The organism is Ancylobacter dichloromethanicus (assembly GCF_018390645.1).
Taxonomy (GTDB): domain Bacteria; phylum Pseudomonadota; class Alphaproteobacteria; order Rhizobiales; family Xanthobacteraceae; genus Ancylobacter; species Ancylobacter dichloromethanicus.
Window position 1 is genome coordinate 1 of the sequence record NZ_JAHBGC010000018.1, and the last position, 18,089, is coordinate 18,089.

23 protein-coding genes and 1 pseudogene are annotated in these 18,089 nt (G+C 68.5%); all 24 read left to right on the plus strand.

Annotated features, from left to right (window positions below):
• Positions 1 to 607, plus strand: a pseudogene (locus KHC23_RS08585) (capsid protein); the annotation flags it as partial.
• Positions 608 to 609: 2 nt separating this feature from the next.
• On the plus strand, positions 610 to 1,263 hold the full coding sequence (locus tag KHC23_RS08590; RefSeq protein WP_213371492.1) for a hypothetical protein: 654 nt from the start codon (positions 610 to 612) through the stop codon (positions 1,261 to 1,263).
• Positions 1,264 to 1,382: 119 nt separating this feature from the next.
• A complete protein-coding gene (locus tag KHC23_RS08595) occupies positions 1,383 to 1,664 on the plus strand; it encodes an Acb2/Tad1 domain-containing protein (protein ID WP_213371494.1) in 282 nt (93 codons plus the stop codon).
• Between the two features lie 7 nt (positions 1,665 to 1,671).
• Positions 1,672 to 1,953: a DUF2312 domain-containing protein gene (locus KHC23_RS08600; protein WP_213371496.1), complete on the plus strand. Its 282-nt coding sequence runs from the start codon at positions 1,672 to 1,674 to the stop codon at positions 1,951 to 1,953.
• Between the two features lie 2 nt (positions 1,954 to 1,955).
• Positions 1,956 to 2,435, plus strand: a complete 480-nt coding sequence (locus KHC23_RS08605; protein ID WP_213371498.1) for a phage protein Gp36 family protein — start codon at positions 1,956 to 1,958, stop codon at positions 2,433 to 2,435.
• Positions 2,435 to 2,935 (plus strand): phage virion morphogenesis protein, encoded by a 501-nt coding sequence (locus KHC23_RS08610; RefSeq protein ID WP_213371500.1) that lies wholly within the window; start codon positions 2,435 to 2,437, stop codon positions 2,933 to 2,935. The genes KHC23_RS08605 and KHC23_RS08610 overlap by 1 nt, the downstream gene beginning before the upstream one ends.
• Positions 2,935 to 3,525, plus strand: coding sequence for a hypothetical protein (locus KHC23_RS08615; RefSeq protein ID WP_213371502.1), 591 nt, complete (start codon positions 2,935 to 2,937; stop codon positions 3,523 to 3,525). Before KHC23_RS08610 ends, KHC23_RS08615 begins: the two co-directional genes overlap by 1 nt.
• Complete coding sequence (locus KHC23_RS08620; RefSeq protein WP_213371504.1) at positions 3,522 to 4,139, plus strand: phage baseplate assembly protein V; 618 nt, start codon at positions 3,522 to 3,524, stop codon at positions 4,137 to 4,139. Before KHC23_RS08615 ends, KHC23_RS08620 begins: the two co-directional genes overlap by 4 nt.
• An 11-nt stretch (positions 4,140 to 4,150) precedes the next feature.
• A complete protein-coding gene (locus tag KHC23_RS08625) occupies positions 4,151 to 4,327 on the plus strand; it encodes a hypothetical protein (RefSeq protein ID WP_213371506.1) in 177 nt (58 codons plus the stop codon).
• A gap of 47 nt (positions 4,328 to 4,374) precedes the next feature.
• Entirely contained in the window at positions 4,375 to 4,758 is a 384-nt protein-coding gene (locus KHC23_RS08630) for a GPW/gp25 family protein (RefSeq protein WP_213371508.1), read from the plus strand.
• Positions 4,755 to 5,636: a baseplate J/gp47 family protein gene (locus KHC23_RS08635; RefSeq protein ID WP_213371510.1), complete on the plus strand. Its 882-nt coding sequence runs from the start codon at positions 4,755 to 4,757 to the stop codon at positions 5,634 to 5,636. The genes KHC23_RS08630 and KHC23_RS08635 overlap by 4 nt, the downstream gene beginning before the upstream one ends.
• Positions 5,633 to 6,808, plus strand: a complete 1,176-nt coding sequence (locus KHC23_RS08640; protein WP_213371512.1) for a phage tail protein — start codon at positions 5,633 to 5,635, stop codon at positions 6,806 to 6,808. Before KHC23_RS08635 ends, KHC23_RS08640 begins: the two co-directional genes overlap by 4 nt.
• Positions 6,808 to 10,017 carry a DUF4815 domain-containing protein gene (locus tag KHC23_RS08645; protein WP_213371514.1) on the plus strand — a complete coding sequence of 1,070 codons (3,210 nt, stop codon included), beginning with the start codon at positions 6,808 to 6,810 and terminating at the stop codon, positions 10,015 to 10,017. Before KHC23_RS08640 ends, KHC23_RS08645 begins: the two co-directional genes overlap by 1 nt.
• Position 10,018: 1 nt before the next feature.
• Complete coding sequence (locus KHC23_RS08650) at positions 10,019 to 11,131, plus strand: hypothetical protein (RefSeq protein WP_213371516.1); 1,113 nt, start codon at positions 10,019 to 10,021, stop codon at positions 11,129 to 11,131.
• A 3-nt stretch (positions 11,132 to 11,134) separates the two neighbouring features.
• Complete coding sequence (locus KHC23_RS08655) at positions 11,135 to 11,578, plus strand: hypothetical protein (protein ID WP_213371518.1); 444 nt, start codon at positions 11,135 to 11,137, stop codon at positions 11,576 to 11,578.
• On the plus strand, positions 11,575 to 12,921 hold the full coding sequence (locus KHC23_RS08660; protein ID WP_213371520.1) for a hypothetical protein: 1,347 nt from the start codon (positions 11,575 to 11,577) through the stop codon (positions 12,919 to 12,921). Before KHC23_RS08655 ends, KHC23_RS08660 begins: the two co-directional genes overlap by 4 nt.
• A complete protein-coding gene (locus tag KHC23_RS08665) occupies positions 12,918 to 13,271 on the plus strand; it encodes a hypothetical protein (RefSeq protein WP_213371522.1) in 354 nt (117 codons plus the stop codon). Before KHC23_RS08660 ends, KHC23_RS08665 begins: the two co-directional genes overlap by 4 nt.
• Before the next feature lie 14 nt (positions 13,272 to 13,285).
• The gene (locus KHC23_RS08670) at positions 13,286 to 13,618 is read left to right on the plus strand and encodes a hypothetical protein (RefSeq protein ID WP_213371524.1); all 333 of its coding nucleotides are present in this window, start codon (positions 13,286 to 13,288) and stop codon (positions 13,616 to 13,618) included.
• 19 nt (positions 13,619 to 13,637) lie between these two features.
• The gene (locus KHC23_RS08675) at positions 13,638 to 14,570 is read left to right on the plus strand and encodes a hypothetical protein (protein WP_213371525.1); all 933 of its coding nucleotides are present in this window, start codon (positions 13,638 to 13,640) and stop codon (positions 14,568 to 14,570) included.
• Positions 14,570 to 14,932: an SH3 domain-containing protein gene (locus KHC23_RS08680; RefSeq protein ID WP_213371527.1), complete on the plus strand. Its 363-nt coding sequence runs from the start codon at positions 14,570 to 14,572 to the stop codon at positions 14,930 to 14,932. The genes KHC23_RS08675 and KHC23_RS08680 overlap by 1 nt, the downstream gene beginning before the upstream one ends.
• Positions 14,933 to 15,019: 87 nt before the next feature.
• Positions 15,020 to 16,489 (plus strand): phage tail sheath protein, encoded by a 1,470-nt coding sequence (locus KHC23_RS08685; protein ID WP_213371529.1) that lies wholly within the window; start codon positions 15,020 to 15,022, stop codon positions 16,487 to 16,489.
• A 15-nt stretch (positions 16,490 to 16,504) separates the two neighbouring features.
• Positions 16,505 to 17,038 (plus strand): phage major tail tube protein, encoded by a 534-nt coding sequence (locus tag KHC23_RS08690; RefSeq protein ID WP_213371531.1) that lies wholly within the window; start codon positions 16,505 to 16,507, stop codon positions 17,036 to 17,038.
• A 50-nt stretch (positions 17,039 to 17,088) separates the two neighbouring features.
• A complete protein-coding gene (locus KHC23_RS08695) occupies positions 17,089 to 17,544 on the plus strand; it encodes a phage tail assembly protein (protein WP_213371533.1) in 456 nt (151 codons plus the stop codon).
• Positions 17,545 to 17,725: 181 nt separating this feature from the next.
• Positions 17,726 to 18,089 (plus strand): hypothetical protein (locus tag KHC23_RS08705; protein WP_213371537.1); only part of this gene is annotated, 364 nt, incomplete at its 3' end.

Genomic DNA, 18,089 nt, shown 5'->3' on the forward strand with positions numbered 1-18,089 from the left:
GACCGATCTCGTCACCCTGGCGCGCGAGGTCCGCGTCGCCGCCGTCGTGCAGGACGATAACAACTATGCCGCCGCGCGGCGCGTGACGCTCGCCGGCGGCGATCAACTGGACGACTACGAGGCCAGCGATCCGATCGAAACCATCCAGACCGGTATCGACGGCACGCTGATCTATCGGCCGAACACCTGCGTCATGGGTTCCGTCGTGTGGTCGAAACTCCGGCGTCACCCGCATCTGGTCAACGCCATCAAGGGCAACCTGACCGAAAAGGGCATGATCAGCCGCGAGCAGTTCTGCGAGTTGTTCGAGATTCCGCGCCTGCTGGTCGGCGAGGGCTACGTCAACCTCTCCCAGAAGGGGCAGGCGGCGAACCTGGCGCGCGTGTGGGGCAAGAACATCGCGCTGCTGCACATCAACCCGGCCGCGACGCCCGGCCAGGGCATCACCTGGGGAATGACGGCGCAGTTCGGCACCCGCATCGCCGGCCGCATCGAGGACCCCGATCTCGGCCTCGAAGGCGGCTACCGCGTGCGCGCCGGCGAGCGCGTCAAGGAGCTGATGATCGCCAAGGATGTCGGCTACCTCATCAAGAACGCGGTCGCCTGACCATGGCGACGCGCGCGCGCAAGACCAGGGCGGCGAAGGCCGCCCCCAAGGATACCCCGGAGGATACCCCGGAGGGGGCGCCTGGTACGGCTCGCGAGGCCCCCAGCGCCGGTAGCGGTGACGACGCCTTGCAGGCGCCGTCCGGGACACAGTCCGCGCCCCCGTCATCCATACCTGCCGACCAGCAGCCGGAGCACAGCAGCTCGGTCGGGACGGCAGAGCCGGAGGCCGAGCTCGTCGACAAGGTCGACGGGAAGGCCGCCCAGGTGGCGACGAGCGGAGTAGCATCCGGGCTGTCGACGCCTGAAACCGGCGAGGCGACGGGGAGCGGCGCGCCGGCTGGTGCCGCCCCCGCCGCCGCCTTCGACCCCGCCGCCTTCGTGGCCGAGCTGGGCGACGCTGAGAAGCTGACACTGGCCGTCTGGTTTCGAGGGGCCTTTCCGCAGGTGTTCGGCCCGTTGAGCGGCACCGTGCGCGATCGCGCCGCCAGGAAGCCGTCCGGCGGCATAGGCGAGAACGAGCGCATGTTCCGGCCGGTGTCCCGTGTGAAGCGCGGCGGTCGTTACTACCCGCCGGGCGCGGACGTTCCGCTCACCCGCAAAGAGCATGCGGCCCTGAAGTCCGCCGGCGTCGTCGCCGAGGACTGGCCCGACTGAACCCGGCCGACCGCGCTGCACGCGACAGGCGCGCGGGAGCCGTGTGGCCCGCCTTGAAGGGTCCCTGACGGGGGCGGTTCGCCGCCCCCGTCCACCCATCCCGCAGCTGGAGCGAGCTTATGTCCGAACACAAGGGGCTTCCCGTCGCCGGCTATCGCCCGCAATCGCGCGAAGCGACGGCACTGGTAAACGCCCACAAGCAGGCCGAGGAGCGCGTGCTGCGCGCCCTGGACAAACTGGCAGAGCGGTCCGACGTCGACAAACGGTGGCTGGCGATCGGGCGCACCGAGATCGAGCGCGGCTTCATGGCGATCAACCGGGCGGTCTTCCGCCCCGAGCGCGTCTCGCTGCCGGAAGACACCGCGCTGGAAGGCGCCCCCATCGACACACTCGACGTGTGAGGGTGCCATGTCCGACATCCCCAACGACCAGCCCCTGTCCGACGCTGCCGCCGGCTTCGCCAAGGAACAGCTCAAATCCTTCATCGAGCGCATCGAGCGGCTTGAAGAGGAAAAGAAGAGCATCGCCGACGACATCAAGGATGTTTTCCTGGGGGCGAAGGCCACCGGGTTCGACACCTCGGCGCTGCGGGAAATCCTGAAGATCCGCAAATCCGACGCCGACCAGCGCGCCGAGCACGAGGCGATCGTCGATCTGTACCTGCAGGCGCTCGGCATGGTGGGCGCCTGATCATGGCCTTCGCCTTCGCCACCCTCGCCGACGTCCTGGAGCGCTACCCGGCCGAGGCGACCATCCTCGCCGCCGACGAGACGACGCGCGAGCGCGACGATGCCCGCATCGAGGCGGCGCTGGTCGATGCCGGCGCCGAGATCCGCGCGGTGCTGTTCGCGCGCTACACCCGCGACGAGCTCGGCCGTATCGACGACGACAGCCGCGAGGTGCTGCGCATCTACGCCACCGACATCGCGCTCTACCGCGTCGCCCTGTCTTTCGGCCGCGGCAATGAGCGGATCAAGGAGCGGTACGACGTGGCGGTGAAACGGCTTGAGGCCATCGCCGCCGGCAAGGGTGCGCTGACCTTTGACGGGCCGGGCGGCGGTGGGGTGCCCGGTGGTGGCCTGCCCGGCGAGCCGTCGAATGTCGGACCTTCGGAGCCGCTCGTCGTGGCGCCCGAGCGTGTCTTCACCCGCGACCGTTTGCGGGGGCTGTGATGGACGGCATCCGGCTCATCATCGATGTGGATGGCGTGCTGCCCGGCGACATGCTGGCGCGGCTGGCGGACGGCACGGCCGACACGCTGCCACTGACGACCAACATCGGCTCCGTGCTGGAGAACGGGATCCTGGAGCGCCTCCAGACGACCAAGACCGCACCGGACGGTACCCCATGGGCACCAAACCGTGCGGGCACGTCGATCCTGGTCGATACCGGCAATCTGCTCGGCACGGTTGGCTTCATCGCGGCGCCGAGCGAAGTCGAGGTTGGAGCCTCGGCTCCTTACGCGCATGTCCACCAGGAAGGGGCGGTCATCAAGCCCAAGAGCAAGTCGGTCCTTCGCTTCATGGTGGGCAGATGGGCTGTCTTCGCCCGTGAGGTCACCATCCCGGCGCGTCCCTTTGTCGGCGTCTCGGCCGAGGATGAGACTGAGATCGAGCGGGTGACGCTCGACTGGCTCTCCGATCTCGTTTCCGGCCTTCCGGGAGGGCGCTGATGATCGAGCCTCGCACCCTTGCGCAGCGCCTCGCGGATGCCCGCGTCGCCGAGCTCGTCACCGCCATCGTCGCCACGCTGCGCCCGCTCTTTCCCGATGTCGACGTCCGTGAGCTGCCCGGCCGGATCGACATCTCCGACATCATCGCCGGCACTGTCTTCGCCCCGCCAATGATCGGCGTGACCTTTTCGCGGGTGCGCCAGCCGATCCATGTCGGCGGGTCCTATGATCTGCCGGTCGAGCTGGTCGCCTACATCGTCACCGAGGAGATGGCGATCGGCGGGCGCGCCGAACGGCGCGAGGCGCTCGCCCATGCCATCGGCTGCGGCCTGTTCGAGATCCTCGCCGATCTTGATATGCCGCGCTGGGGCCTCACCTCGATCCGTCTGCCGGAAGAGGCGGAGATGCGCCCGTTGGTGACGTCCGAGAGCTACGCCAAGGGCGTGGCCTATTACGCGCTCACCTGGCGCCAGGTGCTGCTCGGCATGGGCACCGACCCGCTCGCCCGCTCGCCCTATTCCGGTGTTGAGGCGGTCGAGGACGGCGTCGTGGTGGAATATCCGGCCGACCTGTCGGGGGCGCCGGTATGAGTGCCGCGCACCGCGAGGACTTTCGTTATCGCCAGATGGCGCGCCGGATGGACACGATCGAGCGCAGCCTGGGCGAGGCCCATCAGCGCGTCGCCCGCGTCTTCATGCCGGGGAAGGTGGCGCAGGTGCGCAGTGTCGCCGGCGACTGGCAGGTGCGGCTCGATCTCGGCGCCAATACCGAGGGCGACGCGGTGCTCTCGCCCTGGCTGCCGGTGCAGCCGGTCAGCGCCGGCGCGCTCAAGATCAAGGTGCGCCCCTCGATCGGCGAGCGCTTCGGCATGCTCTCGCCCTCCGGCACCGTGGGCGAAGGCAGCTGGTGCGTGCGCGGGCCTTTCGACCAGGACCACGGCGCCCCGGCCGGGACTGAAGACGTGGTGCTGGAGCGTGGCCAGACCCGCATCACCATCGAGGACGGGCACATCGTTGCCACGACAGGAGACGCCGCCGTCGAGCTCGCCGGCGGCACGGTGCGCGTCAATGGCGAGGAGGTGGCCGTCGACGGGAAGATCGCGCTGACCGGCAGCGCGCTCACCCACGACGGCAAGAACATTTCCGCCAGCCACACCCACACCAACGTCATGAACGGGCCGTCCACCACCGGCCCGCCGGCCTGAGGAGAGAGACCATGAAGGATTACCGCATCACCGAACGCCGGCCGATCGGTGGCCGCATGCGCAAGGTTGGCGAGATCGTCTCGCTCGACGAGCGCCAGCACGCCGCCGAGGCGCCGTGGGGCGGGCTGGAGCTCGTCGAACCCGAGCCGCCAGCCAAGGCCAAGAAGACCACCGACAAGGCCGGCTGACGGCCCGTTGAAGGACGCTTGAAATGGCTCTCACCACGCGAACGGGAATGGACCGCGCCACCGGTCGGCTGCTGCGCGGTCGCGCCCATGCCGAGCAGTCGGTGCGTGACATCCTCGCCACGCGGAAGTTCCAGCGCGTCATGAACCTCGACCATGGCTCCGAGCTCGCGGCCCTGCGCGGCGAGAACATGACCGCGGCGAACGTGCTCAAGGCGTATGCCGAGATCGTCCAGGCGGTGCATGCCCAGGAGCCGGGCGTGCGCATCGCGCGAATGGAGCCGACCTATCTCGCCGGCCGGCAAGGCGCGATCGGCTTCGATCTGCACCAGGTCTTCTATCCCTATGGCCATCTCGGCGATTACAGCGTCGCCGAAGGGTTCACCTTCACGCTGCCGGCCTCCGTGATCACGCGCGGGAGTGCCGCGGCATGAGCGACGGGGTGACGGTCAAGGCACTTGCCGGCCTGCCGCCGGCGCAGGTCATCGAGGAACTGTCCTGGCAGGCCATGGTCGACCGCATGGTCGCGCGCTTCCAGGATCTCTGGGCCGTCGAACGCGCGGCCAATCCGGCGCTTCCGCAGATCGACACGCTCCACCTGGCCAGCGACCCCGGCCGCAAGATCATCGAGATGGCCGCCTATGTCGAAGCCGCCCTGCGAGCGCGCATCAACGACGCCGGGCGTTCCAACCTGCTCTTCTACAATGAGGGCGGCGACACCGATCATCTCGTGGTCTTCCACGACGTGCTGCGCATGTACGGCGAGACCGACGAGGCGCTGAAGTCGCGCACCATCCTCGCTATTGCCGGGCGGTCCACCGGCGGCCCGAAAGAGCGCTATGAGGCCATCGCCCGTGCCGCCGACGTGCGGGTGAAGCACGCGCACGCCTATCGTATCGGCCGCGACCCGACGATCCATGTCGCCATCTGGTCGACCGACAATGACGGCATGGCCGACGCCGCGCTGCTCGCCAGCGTGCGGGCCGCGCTGGAGAGCCCGGCGCATGGGCTGATCTGCGACACGTTCAACGTGCGGGCTGCGGTCTTCATAGCGGCGGACATCACCCTCGATGTCTGGCTGCTGCCCGACGCCCTGGAATCGATCCTTGAGGCGATCCCCTCCGCCGTGACGGGCGCCTGGTCGAGCGAGACCGGCATGGGCTTCGATCTCGCGGGCGAATGGGTCCAGGCGCGGGCGATGATCGCGGGTGTTCGCCGGGCGCGCATGACCTCCGTCGAGATCACGGCCGCGCCCTATGAGGCGATCTCGATCCGTTCCGTGACCGCCAGTTATCGCGGGAGGGACTATTGAGCGCCCATGACGCCGCGCAGCTGCTGCCGACCTCCGCTCATGTCTATGAGAGGACGCTCGCCCGTGCCGTCGACACCACCGATGTGGTCGGCCCGTCGATCGACGCCCTGCACGGGCTGAAGATCCTCAATCCGCCAGCGTCGTTCCTGCCGTACCTCGTGTGGGAATACGGGCTCGGCATGCTCTCGCCCTATGTGCCGAACCTCTACGATCTCATCCGCGAAGGCGTCGACTGGCAGCGCGTGCGCGGGACGCCGGCGGCGGTCGACATGGCGCTCGGCTGGGTCGGGTATGAAGCCGCGATCGAATACGCCCCGGTGCGCCGGCGCTGGTGGAACTGCTGCCAGCTCGGCCTCGACCGCGTTCGCGACGATGAGGCCGACCTCATCCGCATTGACGGCCTGACCTGGCTGTCGATCCCGCTGCGCTCGGATTTCTGGCGCGCCTATGCGGGCTACGATGTGCGCGCCCTCGAATACAGCGAGGGGCGCTGGTCTGAGGCCATGTGGAGCGACGATTCCGGCGTCGTGATCGACGGCGCCCGCGCCAAATGGTCCTTCGGCCGCCGCGTCGACATCGTCCACGACATCACCGCCGAAGACCTCGCCGCGCTCGGCATTCCCGACCCCTGGGCGCTTGAGGTCGACGGCGAGCCCCTGACGCTCGACGGCGAGCCGCTGCGCTTTGTGCCGACCGAGGCCGACCTGACCTGGGGCGACCTGACCTGGGGCGACTTCTCCTGGGCGGGCGAGGCGACGCAGGCGGTATCGGCCAGCCTGCTCGCCGCCACGGGCGCCGGCCCGGCCTGGGCGGCCTTCAAGGATGCGGCCGGCGAGGTGCTGTTCTATCGCCGGGCGCGCGTGCGGCGGGCCGTCGTGGCCGCCACCGGCGGCGTCTACGCCGTCGGCGCCTCGCGCTTTTCCCCGGCCACCGGGCTCGCCACCGACCTCTACATCGAGGCGATGACCGATTTCGGCGAGGGCTTCGGCTCGGTCGCCGCCAGCGTCGGCTTCGTCCTGTCCGCCCATCCCGCCGCCGGGTGCAAGCCGGGCCTTGCCCATCTGGAGCCCGGCGAGCTGGAGCCGGCCGGGCCGATCATCGCCGAAGTCCCCGTCACCATCGAGTTCGGCCGCACCGTGCGCGAGCGCGTCGCCTGCCTGTTGAGGTTCTGATGGCCTATGAACACCCCTCCGGCCTGCCGGACACTTTCGACCGCTCCTCGGCCTTTCCGGACTTTTCCGGGCTCGTCTTCGGCGAGCGGACGTTCGCCGAGGGCGCCTCGCACAACGAGCTGCAGTCGATCATCCGCCGGCGCGCCAAGCGCATCGGCGACATGGTGGCGCGCGATGGCGACCGGCTGGCCGGCGCCGCCGTCGTCATCGATGTCGAGGCCGGCCGGATCACGCTGACCGCCGGCAAGATCTACGCCGCCGGCGATGTGCGCTCGGTTGCCGAGCGGGTCTTCGAGGACGTCGCGCTCGCCGGTGATGTCTCGATCGGCATCCGCATCGCCACGCGCTATCTCACCGCCGAGGACGAGCCGGCCTTTTATGGCCTGGTGCCGGGGGCCAAGGCCGAGGGCGAGCCGACAGCGGCGCGCGAGATCGAGGACGTGTCCTGGTCGCTCGGTGACTCGGATGAGCCCGGCGCCTATTTCCAGGTCTACCTGTCGCGCGGCGGCACCGTGCTCGACCAGACCGCGCCGTCGAATCTCTCGCAGATCGCCCAGCAGATCGCGGCGAAGGACCGGGCCGTGACCGGCGGCAATTACGTGATCGAGGGCTGCAAGGTCGCGATCATCGGGCAGGTCGGCTCGGCCATGCACTTCGCGGTCGGTGCCGGCGCCGCCTCGATCTACGGCATGACCCGCACCCGCTCGGCGGCGCTGCGCTGGGGCGAGACGATGGCCTGGGACACAGCCCTCGTCGATGCCGAGCCGCACCTTTTCGAGGATGGCGGCACCGGCACGGCCGTCATCGCCCTCAATCGCGGCCCGGTCGACCACATCGCCCGCGTCCTGGTGACGAAGCAGGTGACGGAGACGCTCACCCGCAACGTGCCTTCCGGCACCGCCGACCCGCTCGGCCATGAGGGCGCGCAAAGCCTCATCTCGGTGACGCAGGGCGCCACCACCTATGTCGTCGGCACGGACGTCAATCTGGTCGCCAATGCGGTCGACTGGTCGCCCGCCGGGGCGGAGCCGGCCGGCGGCTCTTCCTATCAGGCGACCTATCGCTATCTCGTCGCGGTCGATCCCGACGATGTCGGCGTGCAGAGCGTCACCGTGTCGGGCGCCGTGACCGGCTCGGCGGTCGTGGTGGAGTATCTCTGGAAGCTGCCGCGCATCGACCGGATGTGCCTCAATGAAAATGGGGAGGTCGTGTATCTGCGCGGCACGTCGGCGCGGAACCCCAAGCCGCCGGAGGAACGCTCGAACCTGTTGGGACTGGCGGACATCTACAATGACTGGCGCGGCCTGCCGGCCGTCGTCGACCGCGCCATCCGCACCATCCAGCTGCCGGAACTGCACAACCTCCGCAACCTGCTCTTTGCCATGGCGGACCTGGTCGCGCTGGAGCGGCTGCGCCGGGACATCGACAGCCGCGAGCCGGTGGCCAAGCGCGGGCTGTTCGTCGACCCCTGCGTCGACGACACCTATCGCGACCAGGGCGTGCCGCAGACGGCAGCGGTGTTCGACGGCTCGATCCAGCTGGCCGTCGACGAGACGCTGCACATGGTGCCGATGGCCGGCCCGGTGATGCTGGATTATGTCGAGGAGGAGATCGTCTCGCAGCCGCTGCGCACCGGCTGCGTCCTCATCAACCCCTACGGCAATTTCGCGCCCCTGCCGGCGAAACTGACGATCACACCGGCGGTGGACTTCTGGACAGAGACCCGAACCGAGTGGCTCTCCGACATCACAAGGCAGATCGTCGGCAACGTCAATCAGACCACCGAGACGACGCAGGTGATCGCCCGCCGGCAGGAGCTGGCCGAATATCTGCGTCAGATCGAGGTGGGCTATCGGATCGAGGGTTTCGGCCCTGGCGAAGCGCTCGACTATCTGGAGTTCGACGGCCTCGACATCACGCCTGACCCCAAACCGGAGGGCGACGAGAATGGCGAGGTGGCGGGCACCTTTATCATCCCGGCCGATGTCCTCGCCGGCACCAAGCTCGTCTATGCCGAGGGCGCCAGCGGCGCGCAGGCCATCGCCGAGTTCACCGGGCAGGGCACGATCGACGTCACGGTGATGCAGCGCATCGTCTCCACCGAGGTGGCGCGCCCGCCGGCGCCGGCCGGCGGCGGCGACGACGGCGAGCCGCAGGGTCGGGCGGTCAGAATCATCGGCACGCGGAGGGACCCGCAGGCGCAGAGCTTCATGGTGCCGGAGCTGCGGCACGTCACCGGCATAGATGTCCGCATCTGCGCCATCGGCGCTGCAGGCAACCCCATCGTGGCCGAGATCGTCGCCATGCGCGACGGCGACCCGACCACGGAGTCGCTGTGCTCGGCCGTCGTGCCGATGACCTCCGTCGCGGTCGGCGAGCGGGTGGCGCCGCGCTGGCCGGCGCCGGTGGTGCTGACCCCCGATCGGATGTGGGCCTTTGTCATCAAGTCCGACGACACCGCGCACGCGATCTCGGTGGCGGACCTCGGCGGCTATGACGCCGACAACGATGCCTGGGTGACGGCGCATCCCTATCCGGTCGGGCCGCGCCACTCCTCGGTCAATGCCGAGAGCTGGACACATCACCAGGGCTCGGCCTGCACCTTCTGGATCTGGGCGGCCCGTTTCACCGCCACGACGAAGGCGCACAAGCTCGGCGATGTCACGCTGGTCGACACCTCCGACCTGCGCATCCGCGCCACGGTGCAACTGCCGACCGATCGCTGCGCGCTGCATTTCGAGCTGCGCCGCGCCGGCGCCGACCCGATCGTCGCCCTGCCGAACGTGCCGCTGGAGTTCGACGCCTACCTCAATGGCGTGTTCGAGCTTTGGGCGGTGCTCAAGGGCACCGAGACGGTGAGCCCGGTGCTCTATCCCGGCGTGACCGTGATCGCCGGCTCGATCCGCACCGAGGGCACCTATGTCAGCCGCGCCTTCGCCGCCGGCACCGGCGTGGAGATGATCGCCTATTACAAGACCTTCGCCCCGGCCGGCGCGACGGTCACGGCCTCGCTCGACAAGACCGACCTCGCCTGGACGGCGCTGCCGGCGCCGGACATCGAGCTGCTCGATGACGGGTGGATCGAGCGCAAGCAGGTCCTTGCCGACCTCGATGCGGATCTCGTGCGGATCAAGCTCCAGCTGACCGGCGGGCCGAGCGCGCGGGTGAAGGTGGACGAGCCCCGCTTCCTGACCTGGGGAGGTGTCTGACATGGCGGAGATCATCGACGACCGGACGGCAGTCGGCGACCTGCCGCTGCCGAACGCGCTCAACCGGCTGCGCGACGACGTCGAGCGGATTCGCGCCGCGATCGAAGGCAGCGCCAGCAGCATGGCCGCCAATGCCGCCGGCCTCGGCGCACGCGCGCCTTTGGTCCATCAGCACGAGATCGGGCAGATCGTCGGGCTGCTGGATGCGCTCGGGGCCAAGATGGCGGCGGACTGGCGGCCGACGCTCGATGAGCTTGTCGACGTCGACGTCGCCAGCGCCGCCAATGGCATGGTCCTGAAGCGGGTCGGCGCGGCTTGGATCGCGGCCGCGATCCAGCTCGGCGACGTGACCGGCTGGCAGGACACCGTGGCGGCGCTGATCAACAGCGCGATCACGAACATCGTTGGCGGCTCACCGGCGGCGCTCGATACCCTGAATGAGTTAGCGGCTGCGCTCGGGAGTGACCCCAACTTCGCGACCACGGTGTCGACCGCCCTGGGGAATCGTCTGCGGGTCGACGCGGGGCAGGCGCTCTCCACCGGCCAGAAGGCGCAGGCGCTCGGCAATCTCGGCGTGAGCGCCCTGATCCAGACGCTGCTCGACGACACGACGGAGACCCAAGCGCTGACGACTCTCGGCCTCGGCGCGGGCCTCCGGGCGCTGCGGACGCTGGCGACGGCGGCCGACATCTGGGCGGCGCTCAAGGTGGGCGCGACAACGGCGGAGACCGGCGTGGTGCGCAAGGCGACGCCGGCCGATCTGATCGCTGGCACGGCCGACCGCTATCCTGATGCGGCGGCCCTTCAGATGCTGCTGCCGGCCGCGATGGTGAATTTCGAGGGCAGTAACCCGACCGTGATTCGTGGGCAGCGGAACGTCGGCACCGTCGTGCGCACCACTACCGGGGCCTATCGCATCACCTTCGCGACACCCCTGCGGGACGCCAGTTACATCGTCACCACGGCCGTTTCCTACAGCGGTGCACAAACCTCAAGCTGCTCCATCGTCGGCCAGACGGCCGAATACCTCGATGTACAGTGTTTTGCCGCAAACGCCGCATTTGCCGGCGCCTTCAACCCCGACATCGTCTGCATCACCATCTTCGAGGCTTGATCCATGGCGCTCAACATCAATGACCCCGGCACCCGCCGCGCCGACCTGATCGCCGCGATGAAGGTGCTCATGCAGCCGGAGTGGGACGACGCAGAGGGCGATGCGGCGTTGGTGCAGGCGATCTTCAACGCCCTTGTCGGCGGCGTGCCGGCCGTGATCGCCGATGCAGCCTGGTCGCCGGCACTCGCCGATCGCGGCCTTGAAAAGCACTTCACGGCCGCCTGTGTCATCACCTTCCCGAACGACCCGACCTTCCCGGTCGGCTGGAATATCCCGCTCTCGCGCCTCGGCGCCGGCGAGGTGACGGTGGCGGCGGCGGCGGGCGCGACGCTCAAGACCCACCCGGTCGGCACCCGGCTGCCGGGCGACGGCGCGCTCGTGCTCGCCCGCGTCATTGGCAATGACGGGACCAATCTCGTCTGGCACGTGCAGGGAGACCTCTCGTGACGGTGCTGCTCGGCGCGGCGCCTTCGATCATCGGGCCGTCCGACGTCGGCGCGTGGATGGCGGCCAAGGGCGCGCCGGGCGCGGCGGCGCTGCTCGACTTCGCGACGCAGAAATATGGCTTCCGCTCCGCCGCCGGCGTGCCGCGCTGGGGCTCCCTCGCGGGTGACCTCACTTTCTCCCGCGCATCGGCCGCCGGCCGCTGGCCGGCCGCCGGGCCTTTCGAGATGGTCGGCAGCGGCGAGCCCGCCTTCGATCACGACCCGGCGACAAGAGAGGCTATCGGCCTGCGCCTGGAAGGGGCGTCGTCCCCGATCACGCCGGGCACCACGTCCTTCGCCACGGCGGCCTCGTGGGGCAGCAGCTTCTTTCCCGAAAACGTCGTGCCCGTCGCCAGCGCCTTCGCCCCCGGCGAGGCGGCAAAGCACATCACTCACGGCACGGGCTCCTACGGCCGGTATCAGACCAGGACCGTGACCGCCGGCGCGAATTACCGGATGGACGTCATCCTCGAGAAGGCCGGGAATCCATCTGCCGGCTCCGCTTTCGGCCTCTTGTCGGGCTCGTGGCTCGGGCTGATCTTCTACAATTGGCTCACGAACACGCTGGGCGCGATCGGTGAGGCGACCTCCCTTATTGTCGAGCAGCTTGGCACGGGTCCGAATGGCGGCCAGATGGTGCGGGTATCGGCGGTCATCAATGTCGGCGAGAACACGTCCGTGGCCGTTTACGTCTACCCCACGGGCTCTTCGGGCGCGTCCGCAGGGCAGGAGTGCATTCTGCACTACGCGGCGCTGACGCCGGCGACCGGCGCATATGCGCCCTACGGGTCGCCCGTCATCGTTCCGGTCGGCGGGGCGCAGGTTCGGGCGGCGGACTTTCTCGCGTCGCCCCTGTTTTGCACACCAAGCGAGGCCTTTACGATCTCGGTGCGGCTTCGCATGCCGCTGCATCAGAATTGGACGGACAGCAACACCCTCTTCGCCATCGTCCCACCGTCCGGCATCGCCGATCGCTTCTCCGTCTCGTCCTACGGGCCGAATGGTCTTGTCGTTGGTGCCACCTATGCCAATGCTTTGGTGTTCTCGACGGCGATTTTGACTGAAACCCTGCCCGACAATTACGTCACCGTGTCCTGGAGCCCGGAGAAAAAGTACCGCGCGACGTGCCTGGGCGCACCCGTGACCAAGATCGCCGCCGCCACCCCGCCGCCGGGCACGCTGAGCCGCATCACCTGGGGTAGCCGGGCCGGTGGCGGCATATGGGGCGGGACGATCAAGCGCGCGGCTGTCTGGGCACACGACGATTTCAGCGACGATCAACTCCGGGAGCTGTCGGCAGCATGATCGACCATCTCTTGCGATTTTCAGACGAGGCGAGCGCCATGGCGGCGCTGCCGGGTTACGTCCTGGACGGGATCGACGCTCCGTTGTGGGACACGTCCTGCGTCATTCCCGACGTCAAAGCCTATCGCATCACCGAGATCCGCGAATATCTGCCGGGCTGGTATCTCATCATCGCCCGGCCGGAGCGGGACGCAGCGCTTGAGGGCGAGGCCTGTGTGCTGATCGGCGACCGTGAGACGGGCGCGGTGCTCTACACGATCACGACGCCCGAGGATCTGGCGACGCTCGCCATCGAGCCGACCTTTGCCGGCTCGGCCTATCCCTTCGGGGCGCCGATCATCTCAACCTGAACAGGGAGGCCCGAATGCCCTATGAAAGCGAACGAAACCAATACAAGCCCGGCGGACTGATCTGGGGTCCCGCCCGCGACTGGTACACCCTCGTCAGCGCCGACATCGGCGCCAAGGAGTTGCCGCGCTACGGGCGCGCGCTCGAAATCGACATTGCTCCCTCGGTCGAACTGCCCGTCATCCTGGTCGTGGTGCCGGTCGGCAATATGGACGACGCGGAGACACGCACCCTGACGTTCCGGGAGTCGGGGCACCACGTGCGCGACCGGGGCGTGCGTCGTGTCGTCAGCGTAGCCGGCGCCGCCGCCCTACCTGCCGGCGTGCAGATCGACGTCATCACGGACTGACGGGGCGGCGGGTACGAGCATGGGCGGACACGGGTACGGATTGGGGCCTTGGAGGCGGCGCGGCGGGGCGACCACGCCTCGCGTCATCTCGATCCTCGCCGGCGGCGGCTATGACGGCTCGGTCTACGCCTCGACGGCGCCCGGGCAGTGGTACGCCGACGACGTGCCGATCGACGGCGAGACCGGCCTGACGTGGACGCGGGCCGGCGTCAGGCCCGGCGCGGTGATCCGCTGCGGGGATAGCGCCCCGATCCAGATGTGGACCTTTGACGACATTCCCGGACCCTACAAAATTGGCTGGTGGGACCCCAAGATTGGCTGGACGACCGCCGGCGGCCTCGTGCAGGCCATCCCGGACCAGTATGGCGGCTACGCGCAGGCGCAGGCGAGCGGCGCATTGCAGCCTGAGGTGGCCGAGATCGACGGCTATCCGGCAGCTCTCTGGCCGTCCGCCCTGAACGAGCGGCACCTCGCTCCTGCGGGTACCTTCTCTCCCGCCTATATCCTCGGCGTCATGCAGTATCAGGATGGAGCGCAGGCCACTTTTGTTGATGCACCGACTTTATTCGGGCTCCAAGGTGCAGCCAGCGTGAGGATTGCCGGAGACCCTGGGAGATCGACCCTACTCGCACAAGCGTGGGCCTCTCAGGGGGCGAAGAATGCCAGCGGCGTGATGTCGGCAACGGTGCTTCCCATGCCGAAGTGCATGATCGAGTTCCATGCCGCACCTCTGGCTCTACCCTACGCATGGGGCATCGGCTCCCCCAACAACTCGATCACCGGTCGCGGATGGCAGGGGCCAGTCTTCGAGGCGCTGTTCCTTGGAGTTGATCCCACGCTCGATCCGGAGCTGCATGCCAAAATTCAGGGTGCTGCGATGTGGCGCAATGGCCTCGGAGCGCATATCCCTCCGGGGCATGCCTACGCCATTGAGGGGCCGAGGGTGCAGTGATGCGGTATCTGATCTTCGACAGCGAGGCCGTGGCGCTGGACGCTTTGGCTCTGATCGACCAGCGCGGGCGCGACTGCTTCGCAGCGGCCGGCTACACCGTGCGCGAGGACGGCGCGATCATCGGCAAACGCGCCGGCGAGGACGATCCGGCCGGCATCACGGTGACCTGGGACACCCCGCGCCAGCGCATCGACGGAAAATGGGTGCTCGCCCACATCGAGGCGCATCCGATGCGGGACTACCTGCTGCCCAGCGGGGAGACCGTGCTGGCCTATGTGATGGCCGCGCCGCTCGATGCCGCGACTGTAGAGGACGACGACCCCGGCTGGTGGCCGGCGCCTGAAGAGCAGGTTTTGCCATAGAGGCCGGTGACAACAGTCACCGGCGCGCCGCGCATCGCCACAACTTAGCCTCGCCTTCGATCCTCCCACGGTCAAGGCGAAACAGGCATGGCAGCCCTCACCAAGAACCACGGCGTTCGCTTCCTCGACGCGGGCGAGGACGCGCGCACCGTCGTCACGCCCGACTTCTCGACCATCACCATCGTGGCGCCGGCCGACGAGGCCAATCCGAGCATCTTTCCGCTGGAGACCAACGTCCATCTCTACGGCGACGAGGCCGACAAGATCGCCCAGCTGGGCGATGCCGGCGAGATCGGCGACGCGATCGACGACCTGCTTTCCGAGGGCATCGCCGCCTCCATCCTCGTCCGGCGCGTCGAGAAGATGGAGACGCGCAACGAGCAGCTCGGCGCGATCATCGGCGACCCATCCGACCGCACCGGCCTCTGGGGGCTGCTCGACGCGCGGGCGCAGACGTTGGTGCGTCCCGGTCTCGTCATCTCTCCCGGCTTCACCAATGACAGCCTGGTCGGCGCCACCCTCGTCACCATGACGGCGCAGGGCACCGGCTATTCGCAGGCGACGGCGACCTTTGCCTCGGCCGGCGCCATGGTGGTTCCGACCGGCACCTGCGTGATCGAGGACGGCAAGGTCATCGGTGTCCAGATCGACAATGCCGGCATCGGCATCGTCGGCGCCGTGACCTGCACCATTGCCGGTGACGGCGAGGGCGCGACCTGCACGGTCGCCACGGGGCCGGCCGCCAATCCGGTGGCGCTGGCCATGTCGGCCGTGTGCAAGCGCCTGCTGGCGATCGGCATTGTCGACGGGCCGAACCTCGACCGCACGGCGGCCGGCCTGTGGGCGGAACGCCTGCGCCGCGACGACGGGCGCTATCTCTACCCGATCGACCCGGCCGTGCGGCGCTTCGCGGTGCTGGACGGTTCGGATGACACCATCCTCACGCGGCCGGGCTCCACCACCGTGGCAGCGCTGTTCGCCAAGCGCGACCGCGCCCGCGCCGGCCCGTACTGGAGCCCGGAAAACCAGACGTCGAGCGGCATCGTCGGCACCGCGCGGCCGATCTCCTACTATGACGGCGAGGTCGACCACGAGGCCAACTTCCTGGTTTCCACCTGCGGCGTGAACACCTTCATCGAGGGCAAGGAGCTGTTCGGCTCCGAGACGCTCTCGAACGACACCAACTGGCGCTTCGTCAACAAGGTGCGCACCGAGAACGCGATCCGCGCCTCGCTGCCCGGCGCCCTGCGCAAATGGCGCGGCGAGAACTTCACCGCGCACAACGCTTTGATGGTGGTGAAGACCGTCGAGCAGTTCCTCGACGAGCTCGTCGCGCTCGGCGCCGTGCTTGGCTACACGCGCTATTTCGACCGGGCGCTGAACCCGAACGCCAACATGCGCCAGGGCATCCTGCGCATCGAGCTGCCGCATGAAAACACGCCGATCCTGTCGGACATGCAGTTCGGCATGCGGCCCTACTCGCCGGCCTTCGACATCCTCGCGGCCGACATCCAGCGCGCGCTCGGCGGCTATGACGCCATCACCCTCGCGGCCTGATCGGGAGACGGACCCATGGAATTCGTTCGCAAGGGCGGCAACCTCTACAGCGAGGGCTGGAACCACTGGCAGAAACTGCGCAGCTACCAGCTGCCGACGCCGCGCGTGAAGACCGAGACCCATTCGCCCGGCGGCGGCATCATCGATCTCGAAGTGCCGGTCGGCGCCATCGAGCCTTTGACGCTGGGTTACAACCTGATCTCGGCGCACCCCGGCGAGCTCGGTACGATGGGCATGAGCCTCTCCCATGCTCGGCTCTACACCATCTATGAGCTGCTCCAGGACGAGCGCTCCGGCGTCAAGCGCGAGCGCATCATCACCGTGCGCGGCATCTCGGCCGAGAACACGCCGGAAGAGATGGCCGGCCGCAGCGTCAAGGGCTACGGCCACCTGATCAAGTCCATCACCGAATATGAGGATGTGATCGAGGGCTACGGCATCATCGCCCGTTTCAATTTCTGGACCAACAGCTGGTCCGGCTACGGCATCGCCGCCGGCAGCGACGACGACAACCGCATCCTGCGGATTACCGGCGGCGCCACGCTCTGATCCGGCGCCTTTGAAGGCTTCTTCAACCCTCATGTCGCGAGGTGATCGTCATGACCGACATCCTGCCGCCGCCGATCGATGGCGAGCCCGCCCTGAAGCCGGTCATGCCGGCGAGTGGCAAGCCGATGGCTACCGAGGGGGAAAGTGCGATGGGCCGGGACGCGGAGCGGTTGAGCACTGCGCCGGCGGCGCCCATCATCGACATCGCGCAACTGGCCTTCACGGACGCCTCGGCCCGCGAGAAGACGCTTCCTCTGCATTTCCCGTTCGATTTCGACGGCGTCCGTCACGAGTCCGTTCGCATCCGTCGCCTGACGACGCAGGAGGTTGGCGACGTCATGGGCGGCGGCTCGCGCAATCTCGATCTCTATCAGGCCTATTCCGTGATGACCGGCCTGCCGCCGGCTGTGCTGCGCGGGCTCGATGCCGAGGACGGTCTCGCGGTGACGGGAGTATGTTCCGGTTTTTTGCCCCGACTGCTGAAGGCGGCCTTCGGGTTCAAGTGAACCCGGCAGATTGGCGGGCCGTCGCCGGCCGCGTCAGCGCCACCTTCAGCACTCCCTTGCCTGCGGTCATGGCCATGTTTTGGGACGACGTCCTGCTCTGGTTTCATGAGGCCCGCGACATTGATCGCGAGCGTTGGGCACCGCTGCGCCTGCTCGCCGAGCGCGCTTTCGAGGGTGACGCATGAGCAATCTCGACGTCGCCCTTCGTCTTCGGCTGGTCAACCAGCTGTCGGGTCCGGCCAACAAGGCCGAAAAGGACCTGCGCGACATCGATCGCGCGGCACGACGGCTCAATGGCGCGCGAGGCGGCCAGCGGCTGGCCGGAGATCTGTCGAGGGTCTCGGTCGAGGCGAACAAGGCCGACGCCGCCATGCGCAAGCTCGACCACAGCGCCAAGCGGCTGCGCGACACACGTGGCCGGTTCGTAGGCGGAGGCGGCATGGGAGGCACCCGTGCCGGCGCCGGCGTCGCCCAGGAGGTGGGTAGCAACCTTGGTCTTCCGCCGGTCGCGCTCGGGATGACCGGCCTGGGCGTCCAAGGCGGTA